This window comes from Neobacillus muris, assembly GCF_943193175.1.
GTDB lineage: Bacteria > Bacillota > Bacilli > Bacillales > Cytobacillaceae > Neobacillus > Neobacillus muris.
This window is the reverse complement of record NZ_CALPDF010000035.1, coordinates 1-23621: the sequence shown is the minus strand read 5'-3', so window position 1 is coordinate 23621 and position 23621 is coordinate 1. Positions and strand designations below refer to the sequence as shown.

Genomic DNA, 23621 nt, shown 5'->3' with positions numbered 1-23621 from the left:
TAATGATTACTTTCTCGACCAGTAAACAACAAACAGATGGCTCAGATTATTAAGGAAGTATTGGCAGAGTGATTTAATTTAGGGGGATGAAAGGTTGAGGTTAGAAGCATTTTTAATTAAACATTATCGGTCGATAGAAAGAGTGGCTCTTAAAATTCCTCCAAATAAGCCTCTTGTTCTATTCGGACCGAATAACGCAGGAAAATCTAATATATTATCAGCTATAAATAGATTACTTGGTGAAAGATATCCAACTTATATCGAGATGTTGGAAAGTGATTATTTTAAACGTAATCAAAATGAATATCCTACCGCACATATTACCGCTAAATTCACTGAGCCTTTATATTATGATAATAGAGGAAATGGATATGACGTTATAGCTGTAAGTTATGGCTATAATGGACAGGCTAATAATAATCTTTTGCACGATGGCAGTGGAAATAAAATATATCCCACAAACGAACAACGTTCTGCCTGTCAGTCCTACTTGATTGATGCTGAAAGAAATATCCAGAGTGCTTTTAATTATAGTAGTAGCTACTCTCTGTTAAGCAAGTTTTCAAAGAAGATACATGAAGCCTTAAGTACAGAGCATAAAGATGAATTATCACAAGCCTTTAATCAAATTACAGCATCCTTTGAACAGACTGATGAATTCTCTGGTTTTTTTAATCGATTTTCTGAAGCTCTAAAGGGAGCGGTAAAAGGGTTTGTTCATTCATTGGCTGTGGATTTTTCAGCCTATGATCCAAACAATTATGCAAAGTCACTTCGGATCTATGCAAAAGAGGGAGATAATATTCGTGGATTTGAAGAATTCGGCACTGGTGAACAGCAAGTCTTATTAATGGCTTTTGTTAAAGCATATATGGAAGTATTCACTGGTGAAAACTTTGTGTTGATTATTGAAGAACCAGAAGCCCATCTTCATCCCTTAGCTCAAAGATGGTTAAAGGAATATGTTGTGGATATGTGTTCATGTGGTATTCAAGTAATCATTTCAACACATTCCGCAGAATTCATAGATGCAGAATACTTAGACGGACTTGTTCGAGTACATAAAGAGGGTGGAGTTACTAAAGCAATACAACTATCCGCTCAGCAACTTTGCGATTTTTGTATAGGGTCAGGTGTTCCAGAGAATTGTGTGTCACCAGAAAATATAGTTGATTTTTACTCGACAAAACTATTTTCAGACCAGTTAAAAGGAATGTTTGCCGAAACAATCATTTTAGTGGAGGGAGCTACTGAATATTTTGCTCTGCCAGTGTATTTGAAACGTAGTGGGTATTCTTTAGCTGAACATGGAACCGAAATTGTTAATTGTCGCGGTAAGGATGCAATCCCCTTGTACTGGAGGTTATTTAAAGCATACGGTTATAATTGTTATGCTATATTTGATTGTGACAGGAATGCATCAAAGACTAGGGATGTGTTTAATGGCATCTTTTGCGAAGAAGAATGGGATACAGAAACTGAAAATTGTATTGTTAGAGCCGATTATGCATACTTCGGTAAAGACTTTGAATCCTATTTGCGTACAGCAATAGAGGATTATACTTCAATGGAACAAACTATTTCTGAAAAATATCATATTTCTTCAAAGCCAGGAAAAGCTAAAGCTATTGCACAACATATAGAGGAAATTCCTCATTTTATTAAGGATATTGCAGATAAACTATTAATTATAGAACTATTGGGACAAAATTAGCTGAATGTTAAAAAGACCACACAGGAGTATAAAAACTCTTATGTGGTCTTTTTTGCCCCGCTTGAAGCTGTTCATTTAAGTTTTTCTTCAATCCCTAAGTGAACGCTTCTTTTGATTTTCCTTTTTTTTCTCCGCAAGAATAAGGCCTTTTTCGATTAATTGATTAACAGCTTTGGTCACAGCTGGTTTTGAGATCTTTAGCTGGGAAGAAAGAAAAGCATTATTGGCCTCAGGTGAATGCTCTTTTATAAGGGCAATCATGTGGAGCTGCGTTAGTGTCAATTCATGAATCGGATCTCCTGCTGCAGGGATGGACTTGCGTTTATTCATTTTTTTGTCTCTTTGGGCAATAAATTCCTCGATCGCCTGTAAAGCCAATTGCCTTTGTTTTACTTCCATTAGTCTGCACCTCCTTTTTTGTTAACTGGTTAACAAAAAAGAAGTCAACCGAAAAAGCCCCAAACTCGCAATTGCCATATGGCGAATTCAGGGCCTTAACCTATTTATAGCGTGATTAGCAACAGAGTAAGCCTCAGGCTTTATTGCTGCTGGAGCGGGAGTCGTTTTGGAAATACTATGGTTGCTCTGCTTGGACGTTCACTTGGAAATAAACGCCGAATTTATCCTTTACCTGCCCATATAAGGGGCTCCAAGGCGTCCCTTGAAGGGGCATGATGACTTGACCGCCGTCTTCCAAAGCGGCGAAGATTTCTCTCGCTCTAGACTCTTCTTTAGGATGGATCGCCATCTGGATCGTATTGCCTGGCTGATAAGGCATGCCCTCGTATGTATCGCTGAACATGAGATCGTCTTCTCCTACTTTCAAGTGTGCATGCATAACGCGATTCTTCATGTCGTCCGTCAATGGATGATTCGGATCCGCTGGCATATCTCCAAAGGTCATGATCCCCATCACTTTGCCGCCAAGCGCTTTCTCGTAAAAATGGACAGCCTCTTTCGCATTACCGTTAAAAATCAAATACGGGTTCAAACTAATTGACATCATTCCACAGCTCCTTTCATTCCCATTTTTTCAATGCTTACCACAAACTATTATTACCATATTTATACTTTATAACACAGAACACATGTTCGTCAATAGAAATTTCATTAAATAATAGAAGTTTTTCTATTATTTAGAGCTATAAAAGCGGTTTATGGGAGGAACTGTGAACCAATTTGTGAGCTATAAGATAAATGATAAAAAAGAACGGAAATGAAAACACGGAGTTCCACCCAGGATATTTAAAGTAACCTAGCCATAGGAATATAGGTTCTGCTATAAATGCTGTCAAGCCCGCAAAGAGTACCCCTTTCATGAGGGGACTTATCTGAGGTTTAATTTGTAAAAAGAACATAATGGTAACGGGCATAAGGGCAAAATCCCATGCAAGATAGTCTGGGATTAACGGGATTAATTTATTATAGTATCTCCAAAGGCCCAAAGTCACCCCGACATAATCCAGCCAGGAAGAGATAAGCATGGACCACAGCCCGCCTAACATTAAACGGGTCGAACTCTCTTTATCTCTGAAAATAAACCATACGATCCACGGAACCACTGTTAAAAGCAAGGTGGTCATCCACCCAAAAGTGAACAGAATATCCTTAAGCCAAATTCCGCTTAATCTAGAATGAGTAGCATCAAGTGTTCTATACTGTTCATTGATTAATTCTTGTATATGATCAGAAGGACTTATCATAGGCAGGGACTCCTTTTTTCTTATCATTCCCTTTTCCTTCTTATTTATCTCGTTACATGAACCAGCCATGTCCTGTATTTTCAAAATAGCAGCCGGTTCGTTTATGTGGAGGATATCCAAAATTTTTTGCCGATTGCTTAACTTTCTTTAGCCGGTTTAAGCTTATTCGTTAAATAGCCCAACCCAATGACCAGAACGGTGGTGACAGTAGGGATCAATAAATGGAAATCGTGTGGCAGTAGATACTCGAATTTTGGTTCACCGGCCATCATTTCACCGGCAGTCCATGCTAATATTCCAGCACCAGCATATGAGATGATCTGGTACTTTTCCATTGCTTTTAAAAGTAATTGGCTGCAAAAAACGACGAGAGGAATACTGACGATCACGCCGATCATGATACCGGCGATATTTCCTTCAACTGCCCCTGCGATAGCTAGTACATTATCAAGGGACATGATGGCATCAGCGATGATAATGGTCTTCACAGCGGAGAAGAAGCTGGAACCGCCTTCTCGATGATTGTCTTCCTCCTCGCCGATTAGGAGTTTGATGGCAATATACACGAGAAGTAGACCGCCTGCAAACGTGACGAAAGGAAGGCGCAGGAGGTAAACAATGGCGATGGCAAAGAGCAGCCGTAAAATTATTGCTCCAAATGTTCCCCAAAAGATCGCCTTTTTTTGCTGCTTCTTTGGAACATTGCGTGATGCCATGGCGATGACAACGGCGTTATCCCCGCTTAAGACGATATTGATTAAAATGACCTCCAAAAGAACGGCAAAGGACAAACCAAAGATCTCCAAACTTTTCACCTCTTGGATAAGCTAACGATGTCATTATATTAATTTGAGGGATTAAAAAGACCGGATTTGTGCTATTCTGCAGTTATTTGTTCATTTTCTAGTGCTGCTTTGAACTTAAAAAACAGTACAAGTATCTAATTCATATATGCACCAAAAAGCACAACTAGCATCTGTGAGCTGGTTGTGCCTAGATAGTTATTAACTTGCACCCAGCTTGATCCCAAGAGGGGGAGCCGGTGCTTAATTCTTCGAAAGGATCGATGGCTGTTAGGCCGGTCTATCCTCATCAAAGCTTGATCCGAATTTCTCAATGATATCTGCCCGTTTTTTCTTAATTCGGTTTAAATAGAAGGCCCCTATGATCACCCAAGTGATAATCACATATGGTGCAAGATTATATGGAAAGGCAGGAGCTGGATAAATACTTGTATATAGCGGAAGAGCTAATAAAGCGATCCCGATAATAGGGAATAATAAATGTTTCGTTTTTGAAAACTCTGACGGATACTCCCGCTTATAAAAGATTGGCAAGGAAATGGTAACCATCGAATAAACAATGATTAATCCAATGGACATCATACCGCCTAGTAAATTCCAAACGCCCCATCCGCCTAGCCAAATTCCAACCGCGCCTCCTAAAATCATGGAAAGGACAAAGTCAAAAACAATGGCGTTAACCGGAACACCATTATGATTGGTGTGGCCGACAAAACGAGGCAGAATTCCCGCACGACCCAAAGAGAATATATTACGAACAATGGAGGTTTGTCCGGCAACGGCATTCGCAAATACACTATTCAAGGCTGTTAAGCTGATAAGCCAGGCAAAATTGTTCCCCCATACGTTACGTGCAATGGTATCGAATGGAGAAGCATTATTTGCTAAGGCTTCCGCGTCATTGTTAAAGCCGATATCTGCAACATATGCGCCAAGGACATATAGCAACCCAATCATAATGACGGAGATGGTAATGGCTCTTGGGATAGTTTTGTTGGCATTCATCGTTTCCTCGCCTAAGTTGGCGGCAGCTTCAAACCCGGTAAATGATAAGATTCCAAATACCATCCCCAATCCGATCGAGGAAAATCCATTTGATGCATTTGAAACTATAAATGGTTCAACACTGTTATTACCCGTAAAAATAACGGAAGCACAAAGAAGCAGAATAACAATCAGTTCTAAAACCAGGAAGATCAAAGTCGTATTGGTTGAATGGTTTACCCCAAAATAGGAAAGGCCGCTGATGATTAACCCTATTATGACAAAGAATACTGCCCATGAAATATGAACACCGAATTGGCGGCTTAAAAACTCTGAAAGCATGACACCGAATCCGGCGTAGGTAATCGGAGAGATCATCGCATAGGCAAATAATAGTATCCATCCGGCCATAAATCCTGTTTTTGGACCAACCCCTTTAGAGGTAAAGGAAAAGGCAAAGCTAGCGCCATTCACCTTTTTTGAAAACTGAATAACACTATTAGAAATAAAAAGAATCGCAATCATTGAGATAACAAATGATAAAGGGAATGCTTTTCCAGCAGAACTTGCAGCCGGCACCATATTAAAGAAAATACTAACGGCAGGTCCCATAAAGGCAGCGGACAAGGCCAATGCTCCAAACAAAGAAACACTATTTTTTTTCAATTGAGTTGATGGGGCTTGTTTCTTCATAATTATCCTCCTAAAAGTTGATCGTCACTTTTATCTGTATAAACCATGAAGTCTTACATGATGCCGGAAAAATCGTTTTGTAAGATCGAACAGAAAAATTACCATGCGCCAAAATGCATACAAGCTTCGGCAGCCCATTTGCTGGCTATTACAATGTGGTCCTCGATGCTCCTGGAAGCGTCGGCAGCTGAGCTTAGAAATCCAGAAATAAAGGCATCGCCAGCTCCCAGCGGATCGACTACTTCAGAAGCAGTTAATAAGGATGGACGGCTTACTATTTTTCCATGGCTATAAGCCATACAACCCTTTGAACCACGTGTAACAATCACGTTTTGGGGACCAAAATTGGAGATTTCCCTCATGATTGTCTGGATTCTTTCATCTGAAAGGGAAGATCCGCCGGAAACAAACACATAATCTAAATATGGAAATAACTCTCGCCAATAATCCTCGCTGTGCTGTTCATATTGACCACTAATATCACATGATAGAGGTATGTTTAATGGATAGAGCAATGGTGCAAGTTCAATAGCCCGGCCAGTTAAGGACAAATGAATGATGGATGCCTTATTTCGCAAAAATTCCTTTGTTTCACTGCTGATCGTAATCGAGTTGCTGACGCCATAGTCTTCCCGTTTAATGACATACTCACCATCTACCACTTCGATTTCAGTTACCCCTGTAGGGCCTTCCATTTTAGTTACATAATTGGTTTCGATGCCAAAGTTTTGGAGTGAAGAAAGAATCAGTTCTCCTCTCCTGTCGTTTCCGACTGTACCGATGTAGGCTGCGGGGAAATGGTGCTTTTTTAGGTTAACGGTCACATTTACCACGTTTCCCCCAACACATTCTTGGTTGACCGGTGATAAGTAATGATCGATGCAATTATCTCCTATACCAATAATCATCCATGAACCCTCCTTATCTAAAAGAAAACACAAAATGAGAGCGCTCTCATTTTTATATGATTCAATATCAAACAGGTAAAAAATTATCGTATAGTAGAATTACGAATAATAAGTTCATTTTTTAATCTCTGATGGGATAACTTCGTTGTTGGATTGGAAAGCTGTTCTAATAGTTGCTGTGCTGCGTGTTCACCCATCTCCACCACAGGCTGTTTGATGGTTGTAATGGATGGATTTACCAATGTCATCCAAGGCTCGTCATCATAGGAAATCAACCCTAGATTCTTACCCAGTTCTATTTGTAAATCATTGGCTGCCAACAAGACTGCTGTGCAGAGGACAGAATCTGTGCTTATCACGACATCAGGCTGTGTTTTTGCCAAACATTCTTTGACCTCTAACACTGTTTTTTCTAATTGATGAGAGGTTGTAATGTGTTCTGTTAATGGAAGCATCAAATGATTACAAGCATCCCGAATGCCGGACCATCTTTCATTAACTGTTGATAAGTGCGGCAAATTCATGAGAAGTGCAATATCCTTGTATCCTTGCTTGTATAAATGTTCTACAGCGCGGAAAGAAGATTCATAGTTATCTGAACTGACCCAGCTGTATTGATCACTATCAGGGACACGATCCACTGAGATAACGGGAATCGGGCACTGGGTGAGCTGCTTTAATCCATTAGAAGGTGCAATGATAATGCCTTCCACTTGTTCTGATAATAATTCCTTTAAGATGTTCTGTTCAATCGCTTCATCTTCCCCGCTGATACCGAGACTGAGGGAGAATCCATTTTGGTGGCAAACGGATTGAATTCCTCGGTACAACTTGGCAAAGTAGAGATTTTCAATATCGGGAATAATGATCCCTATTTTGAAGCTTCGGCTACTGGCGAGTCCTTTAGCAAGCTTATTGGGGAAATATCCAAGTTCCTCTGCTGCCTCTAAAACTTTGGTGCGTGATTTCGAACGTTCCCCTGCGTAACCACCTAATATTCTGGCAGCTGTGGCCCTTGAAACCCCTGCATGCTTGGCAACTTCTTCCACCGTAACCTTCAAATTAACTTCCTCCTTTCTAGGTAAATTAGAGAGCGCTCTCAAAATCGCTTTATAGTTTGAATGTTACCAGTGGTTCCATCGCATGTCAAACTATTTGTTAAAAATTCTGACAAAGAAATGATTGTTGAGTGTATTTCAGTGGTTCACTCATTTACTTTTATCAAAAAGACTGCTATAGTAGTCTTACTAATTATAACCAGTGGTAATTATCGGCGAGGATAAGTATGATAAATGAAACAAAATGTAAAAATCTGAAGGGGGATGAAAAAACATGGGGCAAAGTTTTTTCAAGGATCCTAATTCACAGGTTCCACTGTATATTCAATTAAAAGAAGTGATGATGGAGGAATTGAACCAATTATCTCCTTTGTCACCTATTCCTTCAGAGAGGGAGCTATGCGAAAAATATGAGGTCTCTAGACCAACTGTCAGAAGGGCTTTGGAGGAACTGCAGCAGGAGGGTCAGTTGGTCCGTCTCCCGGGAAAAGGTACGTTTGTTGCCGAAAAAGAGAAAAAATATACCGATCACGCCCTCCAGTGGGCAATTGGATTCCATGAAGATGCCAGCATGCAGCATAAGAATCCCAAAACCAAAGTTTTGCAACAGGTGGTTGGTACGGCTTCCCCCCAGGCAGCAGAAGCTCTGGGGATACCTGAGGGTTCGGATGTGTTTATTTTGGAAAGGCTGAGGTTTGTCGATAATGAACCGATCTGTCTGGTTACCTCTGTTATCCCGTTGGAGATTTGTCCAGGTTTGATCAAGGCAAATTTTACTGATCAATCCCTATATGATTATCTGAGACCCTATGGGATTGTGCTTTACAAGGCAAAACGCTCCATTGAGGTCATCCACGCAACCGCTGCAGAGGCCGCCTACTTGGAAATTGAAAAGGATAGTCCTGTTGCTTTGTTCCAAAGCCGGGGATTCACGGAGAATGGGCATGCATTTGAATATGTCCGTTCGAGATACCCTGCTTATAAGGCACGATTTGAAAGTGAAGTCTATGTGCCAAATACAGAAAATTAAATTACCAATGGTATGCCTAGCTGCCCTTTGACAGCTGGGTTTTTTGTATGTCATTTTCGCCTTGTGAGGGATAAGTGTTGGGGTGTTTTACAAATTTTTAGACAAATGGGTTGCAAAAATAATTGCAGGGTGTTACATTATTACCACAGGTAACATACCAGAGGTAATGACTGCTGCTACCTAATTCATTTACTTAACAGGAGGCGTTTTGAGTGTTTAATTTTGATGTGGAAAGATTTCTGAAAATCCAAAATGGTGCTGTGTCTTTAAAGAATGATATGAATAAGGTCATTGATTCTCTATTTGAAAAGGGAATTAGCAGTTTGTTCTTTATTGGAACAGGGGGAGCCGCGATCTTAATGAAGCCTGCCGAATTCATCATGAAGAACCATTCAACACTGCCGACGTTTGCTGAGATTTCTTCTGAATTCATGTTAACGAGCCATAAGTTTTTTGATGAAAAATCTTTAGTGGTCTTGCCATCCTTATCTGGAACAACAGAAGAAACGGTGAAAGCAGCTGAGTTTGTGAAACAAAAAGGGGCAACGACCATTAGTTTGGTAGGCTATGCGGACACTCCATTGGCAAAGGCAACAGACTATTCATTCGTCAACTATGCTGCAGATGACACATCCTGTGAATCTTTTTATCTTCAATCCTATTTAATCGCTTTCCGGCTTATGCATTTACGTAATGAATTTCCTCAATATGAAAAAGTAGTTTCTGAACTAGTGAAAGTTCCTGAAGCACTGCTTGGTGTGAAAGAAGCTGTTGAAAACAGAGCGGAAGACTTTGCTGCTAAAATAAAGGATATTCCGTATCATATCCTTGTGGGCTCAGGAAACTCTTGGGCTGAAACTTACTACTATGGCATGTGTATCCTTGAAGAAATGCAGTGGATTAAAACAAGGCCGGTTCATGCGTCTGACTTTTTTCATGGAACTTTGGAATTGGTGGAAAAAGGCGTCAGTGTCCTGTTGTTTAAAGGGGAAGACGAAACCCGTCCATTAACAGACCGTGTCCAAAACTTTGCTGAAGTCTATACAGATCAATTGGAAATCTTTGATACGAAAGACTACGAACTTCCTGGGATTTCTGAGGAAGTAAGAAGCTACCTTTCACCAGTCGTTCTTGCCACCCTTTTAGAGCGTGTAAGCTGCCATCTTGAAAAAGAAAGAAACCACCCGCTTACGACAAGAAGATACTACAGAAGAGTTAAATATTAATTCGTAGTAAAAACCGTGGGGACCAGTAAGGTTTCCGCGGTTTTTCATAAAAAATAGAACGGGAGAGGATTCCAATGGGTAAAAAGATTGCCGTCTTAACTAGCGGCGGTGATTCACCAGGCATGAATGCGGCCATTCGGGCAGTGGTAAGGAAAGGGATTTATGAAGGTATGGAAGTATATGGCGTCAACCGTGGGTTTTTAGGATTGGTGGAGGGCGACATGAAAAAGTATGAACTGGGCGATGTCGGTGATTTTCTTCAGCGAGGGGGGACCCTTTTATACTCTGCCCGTTTTCCGGAATTTTCAATGGAAGAGTATCAGTTAAAAGCCATTTTTCAACTAGAAAGATTCGGGATTGAGGCTTTAATCGTCATAGGAGGGAATGGTTCCTATCGTGGTGTGGAAGCATTGACCAAAAGGGGTTTTCCAGCTATCGGGCTTCCCGGTACCATTGATAATGATATTCCTGGAACGGACTTTACGATTGGTTTTGATACAGCCATCAATACGATTGTCAATTGTATTGACCGTCTGCGGGATACGGCTACCTCTCATGAGCGGACTTTTATTGTGGAAGTCATGGGGAGGAATGCAGGGGATGTGGCCATCTGGACAGGATTGGCTGGAGGAGCGGAAGCGATAATGATCCCGGAAGAGCCGTATGATATCAAAGATATTGCGGACCAATTAAACAAAGGCAGGATGCGCGGCAAAAAACATAGCATCATCATTGTGGCGGAAGGCGCGGGCTCAGCCTATGAGGTATCGGAAAAATTAAATGAGCTGGATGATTTTCATTCGCGTGTATCGGTGCTGGGGCATATTCAGCGTGGCGGCAGGCCCACTGCTCAGGACCGGATTTTGGCCAGCAGATTAGGGGCCAGGGCTGTTGAATTAATACTTCAAGGAAAACACGGGCTTGCAGTAGGGATTAAAGATAATAAAATTACAGAAAATGTGATTTCTGAGATATTAAAACAGCCGCGGCAGCTTGATAACTCCATGGTGGAACTTGTCAAGCAGCTATCTATTTAATCCTCTTGGGATTGGCCTTTGGGCAACCATCCGCAACAAAAAAAGAGTATGACTACCATCAATGTTTAGAGGTAGTCGTACTCTCTTTATTTTACTTCTAGTTGCTTTAATCGTTTCATATTAAAAAAGGCATAATCAAGCTCTATTAAGAAGTTCCCAATCAAAATTCCGATAGTTTTTTGCGTGTGATAGGACTTCGTCGCTTAAAGGATATCGTCTTCCAGCCACTTCTGATATATATAAGGAAGAAGTAGCGTTGCCAAAGGCCATGCACTGATTAATTTCCCATCCTTTTGTAAACCCATAAAGAAAGCCTGCATTAAAAACGTCTCCAGCTCCAACGGTATCAAAAACTTCTGTTGGCAAAGCAGGTACCCAAAAGCCTTCCCCTTTATGCAAGGCATAACTGCCTCTTCCGCCGCATTTTATGATTACTAGTTCCGGGCCGTAATCTGCAAGTGATTGGGCGGCTTCCTCAATGGTTGATTTTCCTGATATCACAAAGGCTTCATCTGAATTAGGAAGAAAGATGGTCGTCGCAGCTAATATTTTCTGGAGGCCAATCTTTGTCGGCTCCTGCCAGTTATTAGGATCCCACCCTGTATCGAGTAAGGTTAGTTTCCCTTGTGATCGGGCTTTTTGAAAGATGGAAAGCACGCCATCCATGGTAAAGGAAGGAAGGCAGAATAATCCGACAAGGCATAGAATTCCACAAGAAGATAAATTGGGCCAGAAGCGTTCGATTAAATGTTCATTATAGTCGCGCAAACAAGAGAAGTCCGAAATAAAGGCCCGCTCGCCATCATCCCGAACCACTCCAACCGTGATTCCTGTTGTCTTGCCCTTAGAAATTTCAACAGAGGAAAGCTCTGCGCCAACTGAATCTAGGCTCCTAAGAATGAGGCTTCCAAATGAATCCTCACCGACATTCCCGATGACAACAGGCGGTATGCCTAGATATCCCAAAGCCAGGGATAGGTAACCTGCCTGTCCAGAAGCAACGACGGTGTAATCTCTTCCTGCTTTTTCTTGTCCCCATTCAGGGAGAGTATTAATCCCCCTGATAATGAGATCGATATTTAAATTTCCGGTTACCGCAATTTTTAGATCCTTTCCTGAAGGCAGCTTCGACATTCGGATACCCCCTAGATTTATTCTCCAATAACGTGAATCATTAACTCCCGGTATAAAGGTCCATCAAGCTCTACAAAGTAAATCGTTTGGCGTCCACCAGTGACCATTTTCCCTTCATGCATCGGAAAAACAGTCTGCATACCTAGCAGAGCCCCTCTTAAGTGTGATGGGGCATTGACGGCCATTTGCCCGTCAGAGTGAAGAAAGCGGGCATGCCGGTAATTCAGGCCCGCTGGTACAAGGCGGAAGAGCATTTCCGTTATATCATCTTCTAAATCGGGAAGCCCCTCATTTACCGTAATGGCAGTGGTTGTATGCATCGTGGTGATATAGACAACGCCTGAAGTGATGCCCGAGGATTCTGCCGTTTTCTTTACAAGTTCGGTGATATTAATCATTTCAGTGTCCTTCTTTGTTTGAATGCCTACTGTTTTAAGTACGGATTTCATAAGCTTTGTCCCTCCAATTTTAATAATCGGGCCGCATTATCATGGAAAATCTTCTTTTCAAGGCTTTCTCTGAACCCCATTTCCTTGATAGCACCAACGACACGTTTAGGATCCACCCGCGGGTAGCTAGAGCCAAAGACGACTTGTTGGTGAAGACTGCGGTCAAAGGTTTCCAACCCGATCACCTTTTCGACTACGTGGCGGAAAGATTCCGGTGGGGTGCCGCTAAACAATATGGAGGTGTCTAGATAGACATTTTGATGTTTTAGAGCGAGCATTAATGATTCTGCCACCCATGGCCACCCGAACTGAGCAATAATCATTCGCACATTTGGGAAGCGATGAATAATCCGTTCTAAATGAATGGGCTGGGCTAACTCAGCACGCCCAATAGGTGACCAACTCATCCCGCAGTGCAGCAGGACCGGAATATCCAATTCTTCACATACTTGGAATATTGGATATACATATTCGTCATGATGCAAACTAAATCCTTGCAGGGAGGGATCTAATTTTAGCCCGCGTAAGCCATAGCTTTTTATAGCCTTTTCAAGATCTTTAGGTGCATTTGGTTGAAGGGGGTCAACGGATGCAAAGCCTATGAACCTATCACTTTTTTCTACCAATTCAACAATTTGTTCATTTGAAACAATTTTACAGCCATGAGTGGTTGTGCAGTCGATGGGAAGCAATACTGCTTGATCAATACCTGCTTCATCTAATTGATATAGGAAGGTATCTAGCGGCTGGGGTTTAACGTAAAAACCAAAAACATCTCTTACAGCACGAGTCAAATTTGGGTCTCCATCATACAAATCAGCTACTTGAACGGGATGGGTGTGAATATCAATCATTTACTGTCGCTCCTTTAGCGGAACCAGTCCGCGTGATTTTTGTCATTTAAGAGGTTTCAGAATAGATAGAAGGTATCATGCCGGATTGCCAATAGACAGAAGACAATTGGTAGAATCATAATCTGATAATCCAATCATCAGGTGCGATCAATGGAAAGCTTTATTAATGGATTTGCTAATAGGAATGCTTGATGGTGAAAAGATGATTTACGGTTTCCGAAATTACCTCCCTTTTTATTATAATTTTCAGAAAATTATTGACGGAAGTGAATCCTTCTCGTTATAATCTGTTATAACAAGTTATATCATTTGAAAGGAGGAGTAGTCAATCCATTTTTTGAAAATTCTTTAAACTATAAAAGGAGTGATCTTTTTGGGAAAACTTTCAATCTCCCAGTTTGCAGGAATGAATATTCACTATCGAATGTATTCTTTTGATTATTTTTTGGATTCCATGGTGCGCTTCGATATTCAAAACGTTGAACTGTATGGCGGTTCCCCTCATTTATACTCGGAGACGGCCACTTTAAACCAGGTCCAGTCTATTCGTCAGGCAATTGAAACAAGCGATCTAAAGCTAGTTTGCTATACTCCGGAACAAATTACGTATCCGTTTAATATTGCGGCAGCCGATAACAACCTGCGAAAAATGAGCCTAAATTACTTCATGCGAAATATTGAGATTACGGCAGAACTAGGGACGACATTGATGCTAGTAAATTCAGGATGGGGGGATTACGGGAAACCAATGGAAGAGGCTTGGAACTATTCACGTGAAGCACTGGGGGTATTGGCTGAAAAAGCAGGTGAACTGGGAGTGACCCTTCTATTAGAGCCGCTGCAGCCTTTTGAAACAAATCTTATTACTAATTTAGACCTTCTAAAACGAATGCTAACGGAAGTCGATTCCTCCCATATGACAGGGATGATCGATACTGTTGCCATGGCAGTGGCAGGCGATACCATTACTGACTACTTTAAAACCTTCGGGAGAATTGAACATATCCATTTCATTGATGGCAGCCCATCAGGCCATCAAGCATGGGGATTAGGGACATTACCTCTAGAATCCTATCTTAGTGAATTGAAGGAAAACGGCTATTCCTATTATCTAACAGTAGAGCTTGCTGATCCGGCCTATTTGCCTGATCCTGATTCAGCCTTCCTGCAAGCCATGAATGCCATCAAAGCGAAATTGTAAATGCAGCTTGATTAGATTCATAATCCAAAAAAATTATTTGCCCAGTTTAGGATCCACAATTTATAAGAGATTTTTAAAAGTATGAGTCTCAAAAAAATAAAATCTAATTATAGTTTCTGGGAGGTTATGAATTTGAAAAGAACCATAATAAAATCATTGTATGTTCCATTTTTACTTACAGTTGTGCTGGCCTTATTTGTGGCAGGCTGCTCGAGCCAATCGTCCACAAAAAAAGATGATGTCATCACGCTTAACCTAGTGGATTACTATGCTGGATGGCAGGCTGACTTACTCACAACATCCATCAATCAGTTTATGGAATCCCATCAAAACATTAAGATTATTCAAAATAGTGTACCATATTCTTCCTTCATGCCGAAATTAGAACAACAAATTGCCACTAAATCGCTGCCGGATATTCTGTTAATGGATAATACAGATGTCCCCAAATTGGCTGCTACAGGAGCACTTGAACCCCTAAGTAATCTAGGGGATGTCCCAAAAAATGATTATATGGAAGCTGCGTTGTCCACTGGCATGTATAAAGACAAAATCTACGCCCTTCCAAGCGGAATCAATACCCTGTCCCTTATCTATAACAAAAAGATTTTTCAAGAAGCAGGAATGGAGCCTCCTGCGACATGGGACGATGTCATTGCAGCGGCGAAAAAGCTTAATAGCGATAAAATGCATGGGATCATTTTCTCCGCCATCAATAATGAGGAAGGTTCGTGGCAATTTCTGCCGATCTTATGGTCGAATGGAGGGGACTTTTCTAGCATTGATTCCCCGCAATCCGTTGAAGCACTTGAATTTTGGGTCAGCCTCGTGAAGGAAGGGGTAGCACCTAAACAAGTCTTAAACTGGTCACAAGATGACACAGTACAGCAATTTATCGATGGAAAAGCAGCGATGATGATTGGGGGATCATGGGAAACACCTGCATTAAACCAAGCAGAAGGCTTAGAGTACGGCCAAGTTCCTATGCCAACCAAAGAGCCAGGCATCAAGGTAATTGGTCCGCTTGGCGGGGAGGCTTGGGCTATCCCGTCCAGCTCTGATGAAAAAATGAAAGCTGCATGGACTTTTGTAAATTGGATTCAAGGCAAGGATCAGCAAATCAAATTAAATGTGGATATGGGCCAATTATCCGGATTAACTTCAGCGACAGAGCAAATTGTGCAAGAGGTATCGTATCTTCAAATCTATTCCGATTTGGTGAAAAATGGGCGCGCCCGTTCAAGTTACGGCCCAAATTATCCTCAGCTTTCGAAAGCACTATGGACAGCAATCCAATCTGCCATGACTGGAATGCAGACTCCACAACAGGCACTCCAAGAAGCCAAGAAGTCAATTGATCAAATTAAATAGGTTTATGGATGCGGGGGCCAATTTGCAAAGCATATTTGCCCCTGCCTATGAATAAAGGCGAAAGAAGGGATACCAATGGCTCAATTGAGGAAACAATATAGCACGGCTCAGATCAGGAACCCGCTGAGCATACCTAGTGCGGAGGCGAGAAGACGTAAGCAAAAAATGACTAGAATGTTGTTTCTTCTGCCTGCTGTTTGTTACATGGCATTTGTTTATGTTCTGCCGATTGCTTACAACTTATTAATCAGTTTTCAAAATTACTCCTTAACCACAATGGCAAATGGGAATGCAGAATTTATTGGTTTAGATAACTATATCAAAATTTTGGGTAATCCGCTGATGATCAATACCATTAAAAATACAGCCTTATTTGTTTTCTTTTCCATTCTTGTTCAATTTTCTGCAGGGTTTGCTTTAGCTCTTTATTTCAACCGTCGTTTTCCACTTAGCCGTTTCCTTCGAATGATTCTTCTTCTGCCGTGGCTGCTGCCGCTCGTAGTCGCTGCGACAGCTTTTCGCTGGATTTTAAGCCAGACAAATGGGGTTCTGAATGAAATTTTGCTGTCTCTTCACTTGATTGGAGAGCCAATGGGCTGGCTTGTCACACCTGGACTTGCCCTGTTCTCGATCATTTTGGTCAATATTTGGGCCGGGATTCCCTTTAATTTTGTTTTATTATATAGTGGCTTGCAGGATATTCCCAAGGATTATTATGAAGCGGCGAAAATCGATGGGGCCTCACGGATTCAAACATTCTTGAAGATTACCCTGCCATCCCTTCGTCATACCATTGCTGTTGTGTTGATGCTCGGTTTCATTTACACCATGCAAGTGTTTGACCTGGTGTTAGGATTGACTGGCGGCGGCCCGGCAAATTCATCTCAAATCTTGTCAACCCTTTCCTATTCTTTTTCCTTCATGGATTCAAACTATGGACAAGGGGCTGCAGTAGGGAATCTAATGCTGTTTGTGATGATGCTTTTCTCACTGATCTATCTGAGATATGGAACGAAAGAAGATTATTAGGGAGTGATTGAAATTGAGACGGATTCAACCATTTTGGTTTACCGCCGGCGGCATTGTTTTGATGGTGATCATGGTATTCCCGTTATATTGGACATTGAAATCGGCACTGGAAACAAATGAACAAATATTTGCAACGCCTCCTGCTTTCTTCCCGGAGAGTCCGACATTGGAGGCATTTAAAGAGGCATTAGCAGTACAAGGGCCGAATATTCTTACAAGTATCATTATAGCGTGTGGAACCGTCATTTTGTCTATTATTATATCGGCACCGGCAGGTTACGCACTGGCAAAATTTAAATTTCGGTTTACCCGCCCTCTATTATTTGGTGTTTTAATGACCCAAATGGTTCCAAGTGTCATTTTGGCAAATGCCTTATTCGTCATTTTCCATAAGATAAACCTTACAAACAATTACTTTGGAATTATCCTTGCTGACTGTTCCTTATCCATTCCATTTAATATTCTCGTCTTACGCACCTTTATGGCGAAGATCCCAACAGAAATTATGGAGGCGGCGGCAGTAGACGGTGCAAGTGATTGGAAAATCTTTTTTAGAATCATTATTCCGGTTTCCAAATCAGCTCTTATTACAGTTGGGCTTTTTTCGTTTCTTTTTGCCTGGGGGGATTTCTTGTTCGCACTTACCATTATGACAGATAGTGCTATACAACCTGTGACGGTGTCCATTTATACATTTATGGGAGTCTATACATCTGAGTGGAACAATGTTATGGCAACAGCTGTACTTGCCTCTATTCCTGCTTCTATTTTACTTATGTTCGCACAACGGTATATTGCCGCGGGCATGACAAACGGGGCAGTGAAAGGGTAAGCAATAGATGTGAATATTTCCTAACGTGATATAATAATTCTAATAAATGGGAAGTAAATTGGATTTTGAGGGGAAATTAAATGATAAATGCAAACTCTAGTACACCGCTTTATCAGCAATTGGCAAATTTACTTAGGGATCAAATTCATAAGGGTGACTTAAAGATAGGGGACCGTATACCTTCGGAGGCTGAGTTAGGGAAAATGTACGGAATTAGTAGAATAACCATTCGCCAGGCTCTTGCAGAGTTGGAAAAGGAAGGACTGCTGGAGAAAATCCCTGGTAAAGGAACTTTTATTAAAAATAATAGAAAAATTCAGGGGTTAACTCGTTTAACAGGGTTTAATGAAGTAACGGCAGCTGCGGGATTAAAGGCCGGATATAGAATCATAGAGATTGACTCCATGGCTTTTTCAGAAGAGGCTAAGACCGTTTTTAATACGGATGAACCATCATTTTTTATGGTTAAACGGGTTCTTCTCGCCTCTGGAAGTCCTGTAGGAATGCATACATCTTATCTGCCATCTTGGTTGATTCATCAGGATCCAGACTCCTTTACAAGCGAGATACTTTCACATTCTTCTCTTCATGCGACGATTGAAAAAACGGGTGTCAGATTATATCGGGCGGAAGAAATTGTGGAACCAGCTTTGGCTGGAGAAGAGGAGATTGAACATTTGGGTCTTAAAATGGGTGATCTTGTCTTGCAAGTTAAACGCACTATTTTTGACTTTAATAATCAATCGCTGCTGTATGAAATAGACATTTATCGTCCAGATTCCTATACGTACCGTATCGAAAGTTACCGATAGTTTCAGCAGCCTAATCCGCAGGTTCATATTTCCCTCGTTTTTTACCTGGTCTCCCGTGGATTCCCATGTCAATTTCCATTTGAAAGGGAAATTTGGTTTGCCTATTACCGCTGGTAAAATGCATGAAAGTTCAGACGATATGTATATAACGTATTTAAAACCTTGATTAGAATCTCTCAAGGTTTCTTTTTTTGGATGCGGATAGTTTGGATCGTCCTGAAAAAGAATAAGAATGGATTGTTTCTAATAGGTGATAGGATGAAAACAAAAAAACGATATTATATTCCGGTGATTTGGAAATTCTGGATTTGTCATGCATTTGCTTTTTTATGGTTTCTTTTTTCGGTATATCTTTCTCTTCCATGGATCAAGGATTTAGAACAGATGGTTGGAATCGTGGCATCGATTTTCATCATTGCTGCGATTGCCTATATTCCGGGATATTTAAACGCTTTCATGGTCATGAGCCTGTTTTTCGATAAACAGCCTGAACTGAAGGTGCAAAACCCAACGGATCCTGTTTCCATTTTGATATCCTGCAAAAATGAAGAAAACGGGATTGGCGATACGATTCAGTATATTGCCCAGCAGGACTATCAAGGCGAACTAAAAATTATTGTGATCGATAATGCATCGACTGATCAAACCGCCCTTCAAGCAGTGGAAGCAGGGAAGGAGTATCAGGTCGATTTAACGGTGATTTATGAAGAAAGACCGGGTAAAAATTTTGCGCTTAACCGAGCGTTAGCGATGGTGGATACCCCCTATGTGATTACGCTTGATGCGGATACCATTTTAACAAAATCAGCAGTCCGGTATCTGGTATCCAGATTATTATCGGCTCCGAAGGATATTTGTGCGGTGGCAGGCTCGGTCCTTGTCAGGAATAGCCGGAAAAATTTTTGGACAAAGATTCAGGAGTGGGATTATTTTTTAGGGATTGCTTCGATTAAGAGGCTTCAAGGATTTTATCAAGGAACATTGGTCGCCCAAGGAGCATTTAGCCTGTATAAACGGGAAGCGCTTGAACAACTCGGAGGCTGGGATGATGCGATTGGGGAGGATATTGTGCTGACCTGGCAAATGCTGCAAATGAATTGCAAAGTCTATTTCGAGCCGCTTGCGGTTGCTTTTACCGATGTTCCGGAAACGTTTGTTCATCTGGCAAGACAGCGAAGCAGGTGGGCAAGGGGCATGATTGAGGCGTTTAAACGAGTCAAGCCTTGGCATCAGCCTGCTGTTTTCATTAAGTATCTCACGGGGACGAATCTGGTTTTCCCTTATCTTGATTTTGTCTATACCTTTGTTTGGATTCCGGGCCTGATTATGGCTTTTTTTGGCTATTATTATATCGTGGGACCGATGATTTTCTTTGTTTTGCCGTTAGCTTTATTGACGAATTATGCGATGTACTATTTCCAACGCAGAGTTTTTCGAAGGTTAGGGTTAAGGATTCGAAAAAATATTTTTGGCTTTTTTGCGTATGTGTTGACGTATCAAATGTTTATGTCGCCAATCTCGGTATGGGGCTATGCCCAGGAGTTTTTCCAATTAAAACGAGTTTGGAAATAGTGGTTGAAAAAGATAGTCAGGCTAACGAGCTGGCTATTTTTTATGATGGATTATTTTTATCCGACAATGGCGGCAGTATAAGCGACAGTTGATGGGTGCTATTCGCCAGAAGGAGCAGCTAAGCGCCAGTAGAGAGCTGCTATCCGCCAGAAGGAGCAGTTAAGCGACAGTTGAGGATTGCTATCCGCCAGAAGGCGCAGCATAAGCGCCAGTAGAGAGCTGCTATCCGACAGTTACGGGGGCTTCCGACAGTTGGAGACGGCTATCCGCCAGTGGCAGCACCTTATGCGACAATAGCTCCATCACCAAAAAAGAGCCTGACTAACCCAAGCTCTTTTTTGGTGATGGAGGGGATTTCCCCACTGTTTAGAGCGAGTTTTCTCCCCATTCATTAGCCAAAACCCCATAAACGATATGGTCCACATAATGGTCATATAGCCACTCTGCCTGCCTGATTCTTCCTTCATTCACGAAGCCTAGCCTTTCTGGGATGCTCCTGCTCTTTTGGTTCCCCTCGGCTGCCCGAATTTCCACTTTATTTAAATGGAGGTGATGAAAAGCGTAGTCGGTCAAGGCTTTAGCCACTTTGGTCATAATCCCATTCCCTTGGTACGCTTCTCCAAGCCAATAACCGATATAGGCCGTCTTGTTGGACCAATTGATACTGTTAAAGCTTGCTGCTCCAACGATTTCTCCGTGATAAAGAATAACGGTATTTAAGCTTTTGTTTTCGGCATGCCCTTTTAAACATCCTCGGATAAAATTTTTCGTATCTTCCACATTGTTGGTGACATCAAGCCAAGGCAGCCAGTTTTTTAAATAATTTCTTGATTGATCGGTTAGTTCGAAAACTCTTTCGGCATCCTGTAATTCGATTAATTTTAACGAAACTTCCTCATCGATTTTATGTATGAACATCTGGTAGTCCCCTTCATTATTTTTTCGCCATATATAATCTTACTTCTTGCGGAACCTCGATTTTGCCTCCCTTGCTGTCGATGTATTCGGCAGCATGATCAAGGATGGCTTGCCTCTTTGCGTCGCTCAGCGCGTGAAAGTCCGAGTAGGAATTCATTAATTGGAGATATCGCTTTGTTGTGTATCCATCCTCCCATCGGTAGACTTTGGTGACTGGTTTTTCGAATAAACGATGGGTTCCGATTTCTGATATCCGAAGATGATGCAGGTTTTTAGCTTCCTCCTCTGTTATATAGGTATCCAGTTCGGGTGCATATTTTCGGTAAATGTTCCTGATTTGATTAAGCATTTCGGTTTTGGGCTCGATAATCGAGGCCAAATGCCAAAATACGGCCATGACACCGTTTTTTTTCAGTAAATGATACGCTTTAGGATAGCCGATTTCCGGCTTGATCCAATGGAAGGCAGTAGCTGAGAAAATGACATCATAGGTTTCCGGTTCATCCTTGAAGTCCTCAAAGGACGAACAGACCGCCTGGAAATGGGGATATTCCGCATATTTTTTGGATAAATACGCTACTTGTTTGTCTCCAAGCTCCAGTCCGGTAATGGTATAGTGGTTTTTCACATAATAGTCGGTCGCTTGGCCTGGACCTGAACCGATTTCAAGTATTTTTGCCTCTTTCTTGATCAACGAATACTCGGCTATATCGGTAAACAATTCGGCTGGATAGCCCGGCCGAGCTAGTTCATAATCCGAGATGATCTGATTAAAGACAGCTTTATTCTCCATATTCATACGCCTTCCTTATTGGCTCATTTTAAAATGATAGACGGCCAGCGCAATATATAAGCTAATCCCATATTTCATGACGCATTCGTCCGGCAGAAATTTTTCATTATGCAGCTTATAAGCGCCGCCGGCCTGGTCTTGCACCCCTAAGAAGAGAAAGGCGCCAGGTATATGTTCTAAGTAAAAGGAAAAATCCTCACTGGCCATGCTTGGGTTTTCTAACTGTACAATAGCTTCTTCGCCAAAAAGACTTTCGGCTAACTGGCTGGCATGGTCCACGTGTTCTTTGGTGTTATTCGTGACGGGATACCCAAACTGGTAGTGAATGTCTGGATCTAACCGTAAGGCCGCACCCATTCCTTCTATGATTCTTGTAAAATCTTTCGCTACCCGCTGGCGTGTGTCATCTTTGATCGTCCTGATGGTTCCATTCAAAACGGCCTTTTCGGGGATGATATTAAATCCGCTGCCAGCCGAAAGGGTGCCGATCGTCAGGACGACAGAATCTACGGGATCGGTTTCGCGGCTGATAATTGATTGCAGGCCTGTAATGATATGAGAACCGCCGACGATGGCGTCAATGCCTTGCTGCGGGGCAGCCCCATGGCCGGATTTCCCTTTTAGTGTCACTTCAAATGAATCCATGCTAGCCATTAACGGGCCGCTTTTGAAGCCAATTTGGCCGAGCGGCAGGTCGGGCCAGACATGGAATCCATAGATATAATTCACATCTGGATTTTGTAAGACGCCATCCTGGACCATGTGTTTTCCGCCGGCCAGCATTTCTTCGGCTGGCTGGAAGATGAATTTGATTGTGCCTGCGATTTGGTCTTTTACTTGCGACAGGGCTTTTGCGGCGCCAAGCAGCATGGCGGTGTGAATGTCGTGGCCGCAGGCGTGCATGACGTTTGGGTTCTTGGACGAAAAGGCGGCCCCCGTTTCTTCTTGGATGGGCAAGGCATCCATATCAGCACGGAAGGCGATCACAGGGCCGTTTTTCTGTCCACGAAGGATGCCCACCACACCGGTTTTGGCGATTCCGGTGATGATTTCTAGTCCAAGGCCGCGGAGATATTTTTCAACGACAGAGGAGGTGTGGTGTTCCTCGAATCCGAGTTCCGGGTTTTCGTGAAAGAGTCTTCTTAATTTTACGGCGTCTTCATATACGCTTAGGGTCAGGTTATGAATCATGTCAGGAGTGAAGGGGCTGGTTAACTGCATATTATTAATCCTCCGTTATGAAGTTTTTTTGGGTATGATCCAATTTTATCAAACTTATCTGAAGATTAATAATGATGATGCGATCAAGTTTCCTAAAAAATGATGGGGGCAATAAATAAAAGCGAGGGTGGCCATAAACAAAGGGGGCAGGTCCGAACACTTAATTGGACGGTTCCTTGTTCTGTTTTCGGTCACGAAGAATCAGCAAAACTGTCTTCAAACACAGCCATTGAGGACAAAACCAGCTAAGGAGAGCAGCGAAACTGTCTTCAAACACAG

Annotated in this window: 23 protein-coding genes; 10 read left to right on the top strand and 13 right to left on the bottom strand. The window is 41.9% G+C overall.

Annotation, left to right across the window (positions count from 1 at the left end; all coding sequences use genetic code 11):
* The first annotated feature begins 94 nt into the window (after positions 1 to 94).
* Entirely contained in the window at positions 95 to 1714 is a 1620-nt protein-coding gene (locus NFS43_RS18515; protein ID WP_251554261.1) for an ATP-dependent nuclease, read from the top strand.
* 87 nt (positions 1715 to 1801) lie between these two features.
* Here NFS43_RS18515 and NFS43_RS18510 read toward each other — a convergent pair whose 3' ends face one another.
* The 7 genes from NFS43_RS18510 to NFS43_RS18480 form a co-directional block, all read right to left on the bottom strand.
* Positions 1802 to 2113 (bottom strand): MarR family transcriptional regulator, encoded by a 312-nt coding sequence (locus NFS43_RS18510; RefSeq protein ID WP_251554260.1) that lies wholly within the window; start codon positions 2111 to 2113, stop codon positions 1802 to 1804.
* Positions 2114 to 2288: 175 nt separating this feature from the next.
* On the bottom strand, positions 2289 to 2717 hold the full coding sequence (locus NFS43_RS18505; protein WP_251554259.1) for a VOC family protein: 429 nt from the start codon (positions 2715 to 2717) through the stop codon (positions 2289 to 2291).
* Between the two features lie 139 nt (positions 2718 to 2856).
* A complete protein-coding gene (locus tag NFS43_RS18500; RefSeq protein WP_251554258.1) occupies positions 2857 to 3417 on the bottom strand; it encodes a CBO0543 family protein in 561 nt (186 codons plus the stop codon).
* Between the two features lie 137 nt (positions 3418 to 3554).
* Positions 3555 to 4223, bottom strand: coding sequence for a TerC family protein (locus tag NFS43_RS18495; RefSeq protein WP_251554257.1), 669 nt, complete (start codon positions 4221 to 4223; stop codon positions 3555 to 3557).
* Between the two features lie 267 nt (positions 4224 to 4490).
* Complete coding sequence (locus tag NFS43_RS18490; protein ID WP_251554256.1) at positions 4491 to 5897, bottom strand: APC family permease; 1407 nt, start codon at positions 5895 to 5897, stop codon at positions 4491 to 4493.
* 98 nt (positions 5898 to 5995) lie between these two features.
* Positions 5996 to 6805 carry a PfkB family carbohydrate kinase gene (locus tag NFS43_RS18485; protein WP_251554255.1) on the bottom strand — a complete coding sequence of 270 codons (810 nt, stop codon included), beginning with the start codon at positions 6803 to 6805 and terminating at the stop codon, positions 5996 to 5998.
* Between the two features lie 83 nt (positions 6806 to 6888).
* The gene (locus NFS43_RS18480) at positions 6889 to 7866 is read right to left on the bottom strand and encodes a LacI family DNA-binding transcriptional regulator (RefSeq protein WP_251554254.1); all 978 of its coding nucleotides are present in this window, start codon (positions 7864 to 7866) and stop codon (positions 6889 to 6891) included.
* 271 nt (positions 7867 to 8137) lie between these two features.
* Here NFS43_RS18480 and NFS43_RS18475 point away from each other — a divergent pair, with 271 nt between their 5' ends.
* The 3 genes from NFS43_RS18475 (at position 8138) to pfkA (ending at position 11156) form a co-directional block, all read left to right on the top strand.
* Positions 8138 to 8893, top strand: coding sequence for a GntR family transcriptional regulator (locus NFS43_RS18475; protein WP_251554253.1), 756 nt, complete (start codon positions 8138 to 8140; stop codon positions 8891 to 8893).
* Positions 8894 to 9105: 212 nt separating this feature from the next.
* Positions 9106 to 10119, top strand: coding sequence for an SIS domain-containing protein (locus NFS43_RS18470; RefSeq protein WP_251554252.1), 1014 nt, complete (start codon positions 9106 to 9108; stop codon positions 10117 to 10119).
* 74 nt (positions 10120 to 10193) lie between these two features.
* Complete coding sequence (gene pfkA, locus NFS43_RS18465; RefSeq protein ID WP_251554251.1) at positions 10194 to 11156, top strand: 6-phosphofructokinase; 963 nt, start codon at positions 10194 to 10196, stop codon at positions 11154 to 11156.
* Positions 11157 to 11291: 135 nt separating this feature from the next.
* Here pfkA and NFS43_RS18460 read toward each other — a convergent pair whose 3' ends face one another.
* Genes NFS43_RS18460 through NFS43_RS18450 form a run of 3 tightly spaced genes read right to left on the bottom strand, consistent with a single transcriptional unit; the run spans position 11292 to position 13593 of the window.
* The gene (locus tag NFS43_RS18460) at positions 11292 to 12290 is read right to left on the bottom strand and encodes a carbohydrate kinase family protein (RefSeq protein ID WP_251554250.1); all 999 of its coding nucleotides are present in this window, start codon (positions 12288 to 12290) and stop codon (positions 11292 to 11294) included.
* Between the two features lie 17 nt (positions 12291 to 12307).
* Positions 12308 to 12739, bottom strand: coding sequence for a secondary thiamine-phosphate synthase enzyme YjbQ (locus NFS43_RS18455; protein WP_251554249.1), 432 nt, complete (start codon positions 12737 to 12739; stop codon positions 12308 to 12310).
* Positions 12736 to 13593, bottom strand: a complete 858-nt coding sequence (locus NFS43_RS18450) for an amidohydrolase family protein (protein ID WP_251554248.1) — start codon at positions 13591 to 13593, stop codon at positions 12736 to 12738. Before NFS43_RS18450 ends, NFS43_RS18455 begins: the two co-directional genes overlap by 4 nt.
* Before the next feature lie 373 nt (positions 13594 to 13966).
* Between NFS43_RS18450 and NFS43_RS18445 the strand changes: the two genes are divergently transcribed.
* The 6 genes from NFS43_RS18445 to NFS43_RS18420 all read left to right on the top strand — a co-directional run bounded on the left by NFS43_RS18445 (position 13967) and on the right by NFS43_RS18420 (position 20410).
* Positions 13967 to 14794 (top strand): sugar phosphate isomerase/epimerase family protein, encoded by an 828-nt coding sequence (locus tag NFS43_RS18445; protein ID WP_251554247.1) that lies wholly within the window; start codon positions 13967 to 13969, stop codon positions 14792 to 14794.
* Positions 14795 to 14926: 132 nt separating this feature from the next.
* Entirely contained in the window at positions 14927 to 16165 is a 1239-nt protein-coding gene (locus NFS43_RS18440) for an ABC transporter substrate-binding protein (RefSeq protein ID WP_251554246.1), read from the top strand.
* 75 nt (positions 16166 to 16240) lie between these two features.
* Positions 16241 to 17194, top strand: coding sequence for a carbohydrate ABC transporter permease (locus NFS43_RS18435; RefSeq protein WP_251554245.1), 954 nt, complete (start codon positions 16241 to 16243; stop codon positions 17192 to 17194).
* 13 nt (positions 17195 to 17207) lie between these two features.
* Positions 17208 to 18026 (top strand): carbohydrate ABC transporter permease, encoded by an 819-nt coding sequence (locus tag NFS43_RS18430; protein WP_251554244.1) that lies wholly within the window; start codon positions 17208 to 17210, stop codon positions 18024 to 18026.
* A gap of 80 nt (positions 18027 to 18106) precedes the next feature.
* The gene (locus tag NFS43_RS18425; protein ID WP_251554243.1) at positions 18107 to 18838 is read left to right on the top strand and encodes a GntR family transcriptional regulator; all 732 of its coding nucleotides are present in this window, start codon (positions 18107 to 18109) and stop codon (positions 18836 to 18838) included.
* 258 nt (positions 18839 to 19096) lie between these two features.
* Positions 19097 to 20410: a glycosyltransferase family 2 protein gene (locus NFS43_RS18420; protein WP_251554242.1), complete on the top strand. Its 1314-nt coding sequence runs from the start codon at positions 19097 to 19099 to the stop codon at positions 20408 to 20410.
* 366 nt (positions 20411 to 20776) lie between these two features.
* Here the strand turns inward: NFS43_RS18420 and NFS43_RS18415 are convergent, their stop codons facing one another.
* The 3 genes from NFS43_RS18415 to NFS43_RS18405 are packed head-to-tail and all read right to left on the bottom strand — an operon-like array spanning position 20777 to position 23342.
* A complete protein-coding gene (locus tag NFS43_RS18415; protein ID WP_251554241.1) occupies positions 20777 to 21328 on the bottom strand; it encodes a GNAT family N-acetyltransferase in 552 nt (183 codons plus the stop codon).
* A gap of 16 nt (positions 21329 to 21344) precedes the next feature.
* Complete coding sequence (locus tag NFS43_RS18410; RefSeq protein ID WP_251554240.1) at positions 21345 to 22121, bottom strand: class I SAM-dependent methyltransferase; 777 nt, start codon at positions 22119 to 22121, stop codon at positions 21345 to 21347.
* Between the two features lie 15 nt (positions 22122 to 22136).
* Entirely contained in the window at positions 22137 to 23342 is a 1206-nt protein-coding gene (locus NFS43_RS18405) for a M20 metallopeptidase family protein (RefSeq protein ID WP_251554239.1), read from the bottom strand.
* Between the last annotated feature and the right edge of the window lie 279 nt (positions 23343 to 23621).

Coding starts and splice junctions, on each gene's coding strand:
- NFS43_RS18455 (WP_251554249.1), bottom strand. CDS start 12,739: ATGAAATCCGTACTTAAAACAGTAGGCATTCAAACAAAGAAGGACACT.
- NFS43_RS18405 (WP_251554239.1), bottom strand. CDS start 23,342: ATGCAGTTAACCAGCCCCTTCACTCCTGACATGATTCATAACCTGACC.
- NFS43_RS18410 (WP_251554240.1), bottom strand. CDS start 22,121: ATGGAGAATAAAGCTGTCTTTAATCAGATCATCTCGGATTATGAACTA.
- NFS43_RS18500 (WP_251554258.1), bottom strand. CDS start 3,417: ATGATAAGTCCTTCTGATCATATACAAGAATTAATCAATGAACAGTAT.
- NFS43_RS18460 (WP_251554250.1), bottom strand. CDS start 12,290: ATGTCGAAGCTGCCTTCAGGAAAGGATCTAAAAATTGCGGTAACCGGA.
- NFS43_RS18420 (WP_251554242.1), top strand. CDS start 19,097: ATGAAAACAAAAAAACGATATTATATTCCGGTGATTTGGAAATTCTGG.
- NFS43_RS18510 (WP_251554260.1), bottom strand. CDS start 2,113: ATGGAAGTAAAACAAAGGCAATTGGCTTTACAGGCGATCGAGGAATTT.
- NFS43_RS18475 (WP_251554253.1), top strand. CDS start 8,138: ATGGGGCAAAGTTTTTTCAAGGATCCTAATTCACAGGTTCCACTGTAT.
- NFS43_RS18505 (WP_251554259.1), bottom strand. CDS start 2,717: ATGTCAATTAGTTTGAACCCGTATTTGATTTTTAACGGTAATGCGAAA.
- NFS43_RS18490 (WP_251554256.1), bottom strand. CDS start 5,897: ATGAAGAAACAAGCCCCATCAACTCAATTGAAAAAAAATAGTGTTTCT.
- NFS43_RS18485 (WP_251554255.1), bottom strand. CDS start 6,805: ATGATTATTGGTATAGGAGATAATTGCATCGATCATTACTTATCACCG.
- NFS43_RS18450 (WP_251554248.1), bottom strand. CDS start 13,593: ATGATTGATATTCACACCCATCCCGTTCAAGTAGCTGATTTGTATGAT.
- NFS43_RS18435 (WP_251554245.1), top strand. CDS start 16,241: ATGGCTCAATTGAGGAAACAATATAGCACGGCTCAGATCAGGAACCCG.
- NFS43_RS18415 (WP_251554241.1), bottom strand. CDS start 21,328: ATGTTCATACATAAAATCGATGAGGAAGTTTCGTTAAAATTAATCGAA.
- NFS43_RS18425 (WP_251554243.1), top strand. CDS start 18,107: ATGATAAATGCAAACTCTAGTACACCGCTTTATCAGCAATTGGCAAAT.
- pfkA (WP_251554251.1), top strand. CDS start 10,194: ATGGGTAAAAAGATTGCCGTCTTAACTAGCGGCGGTGATTCACCAGGC.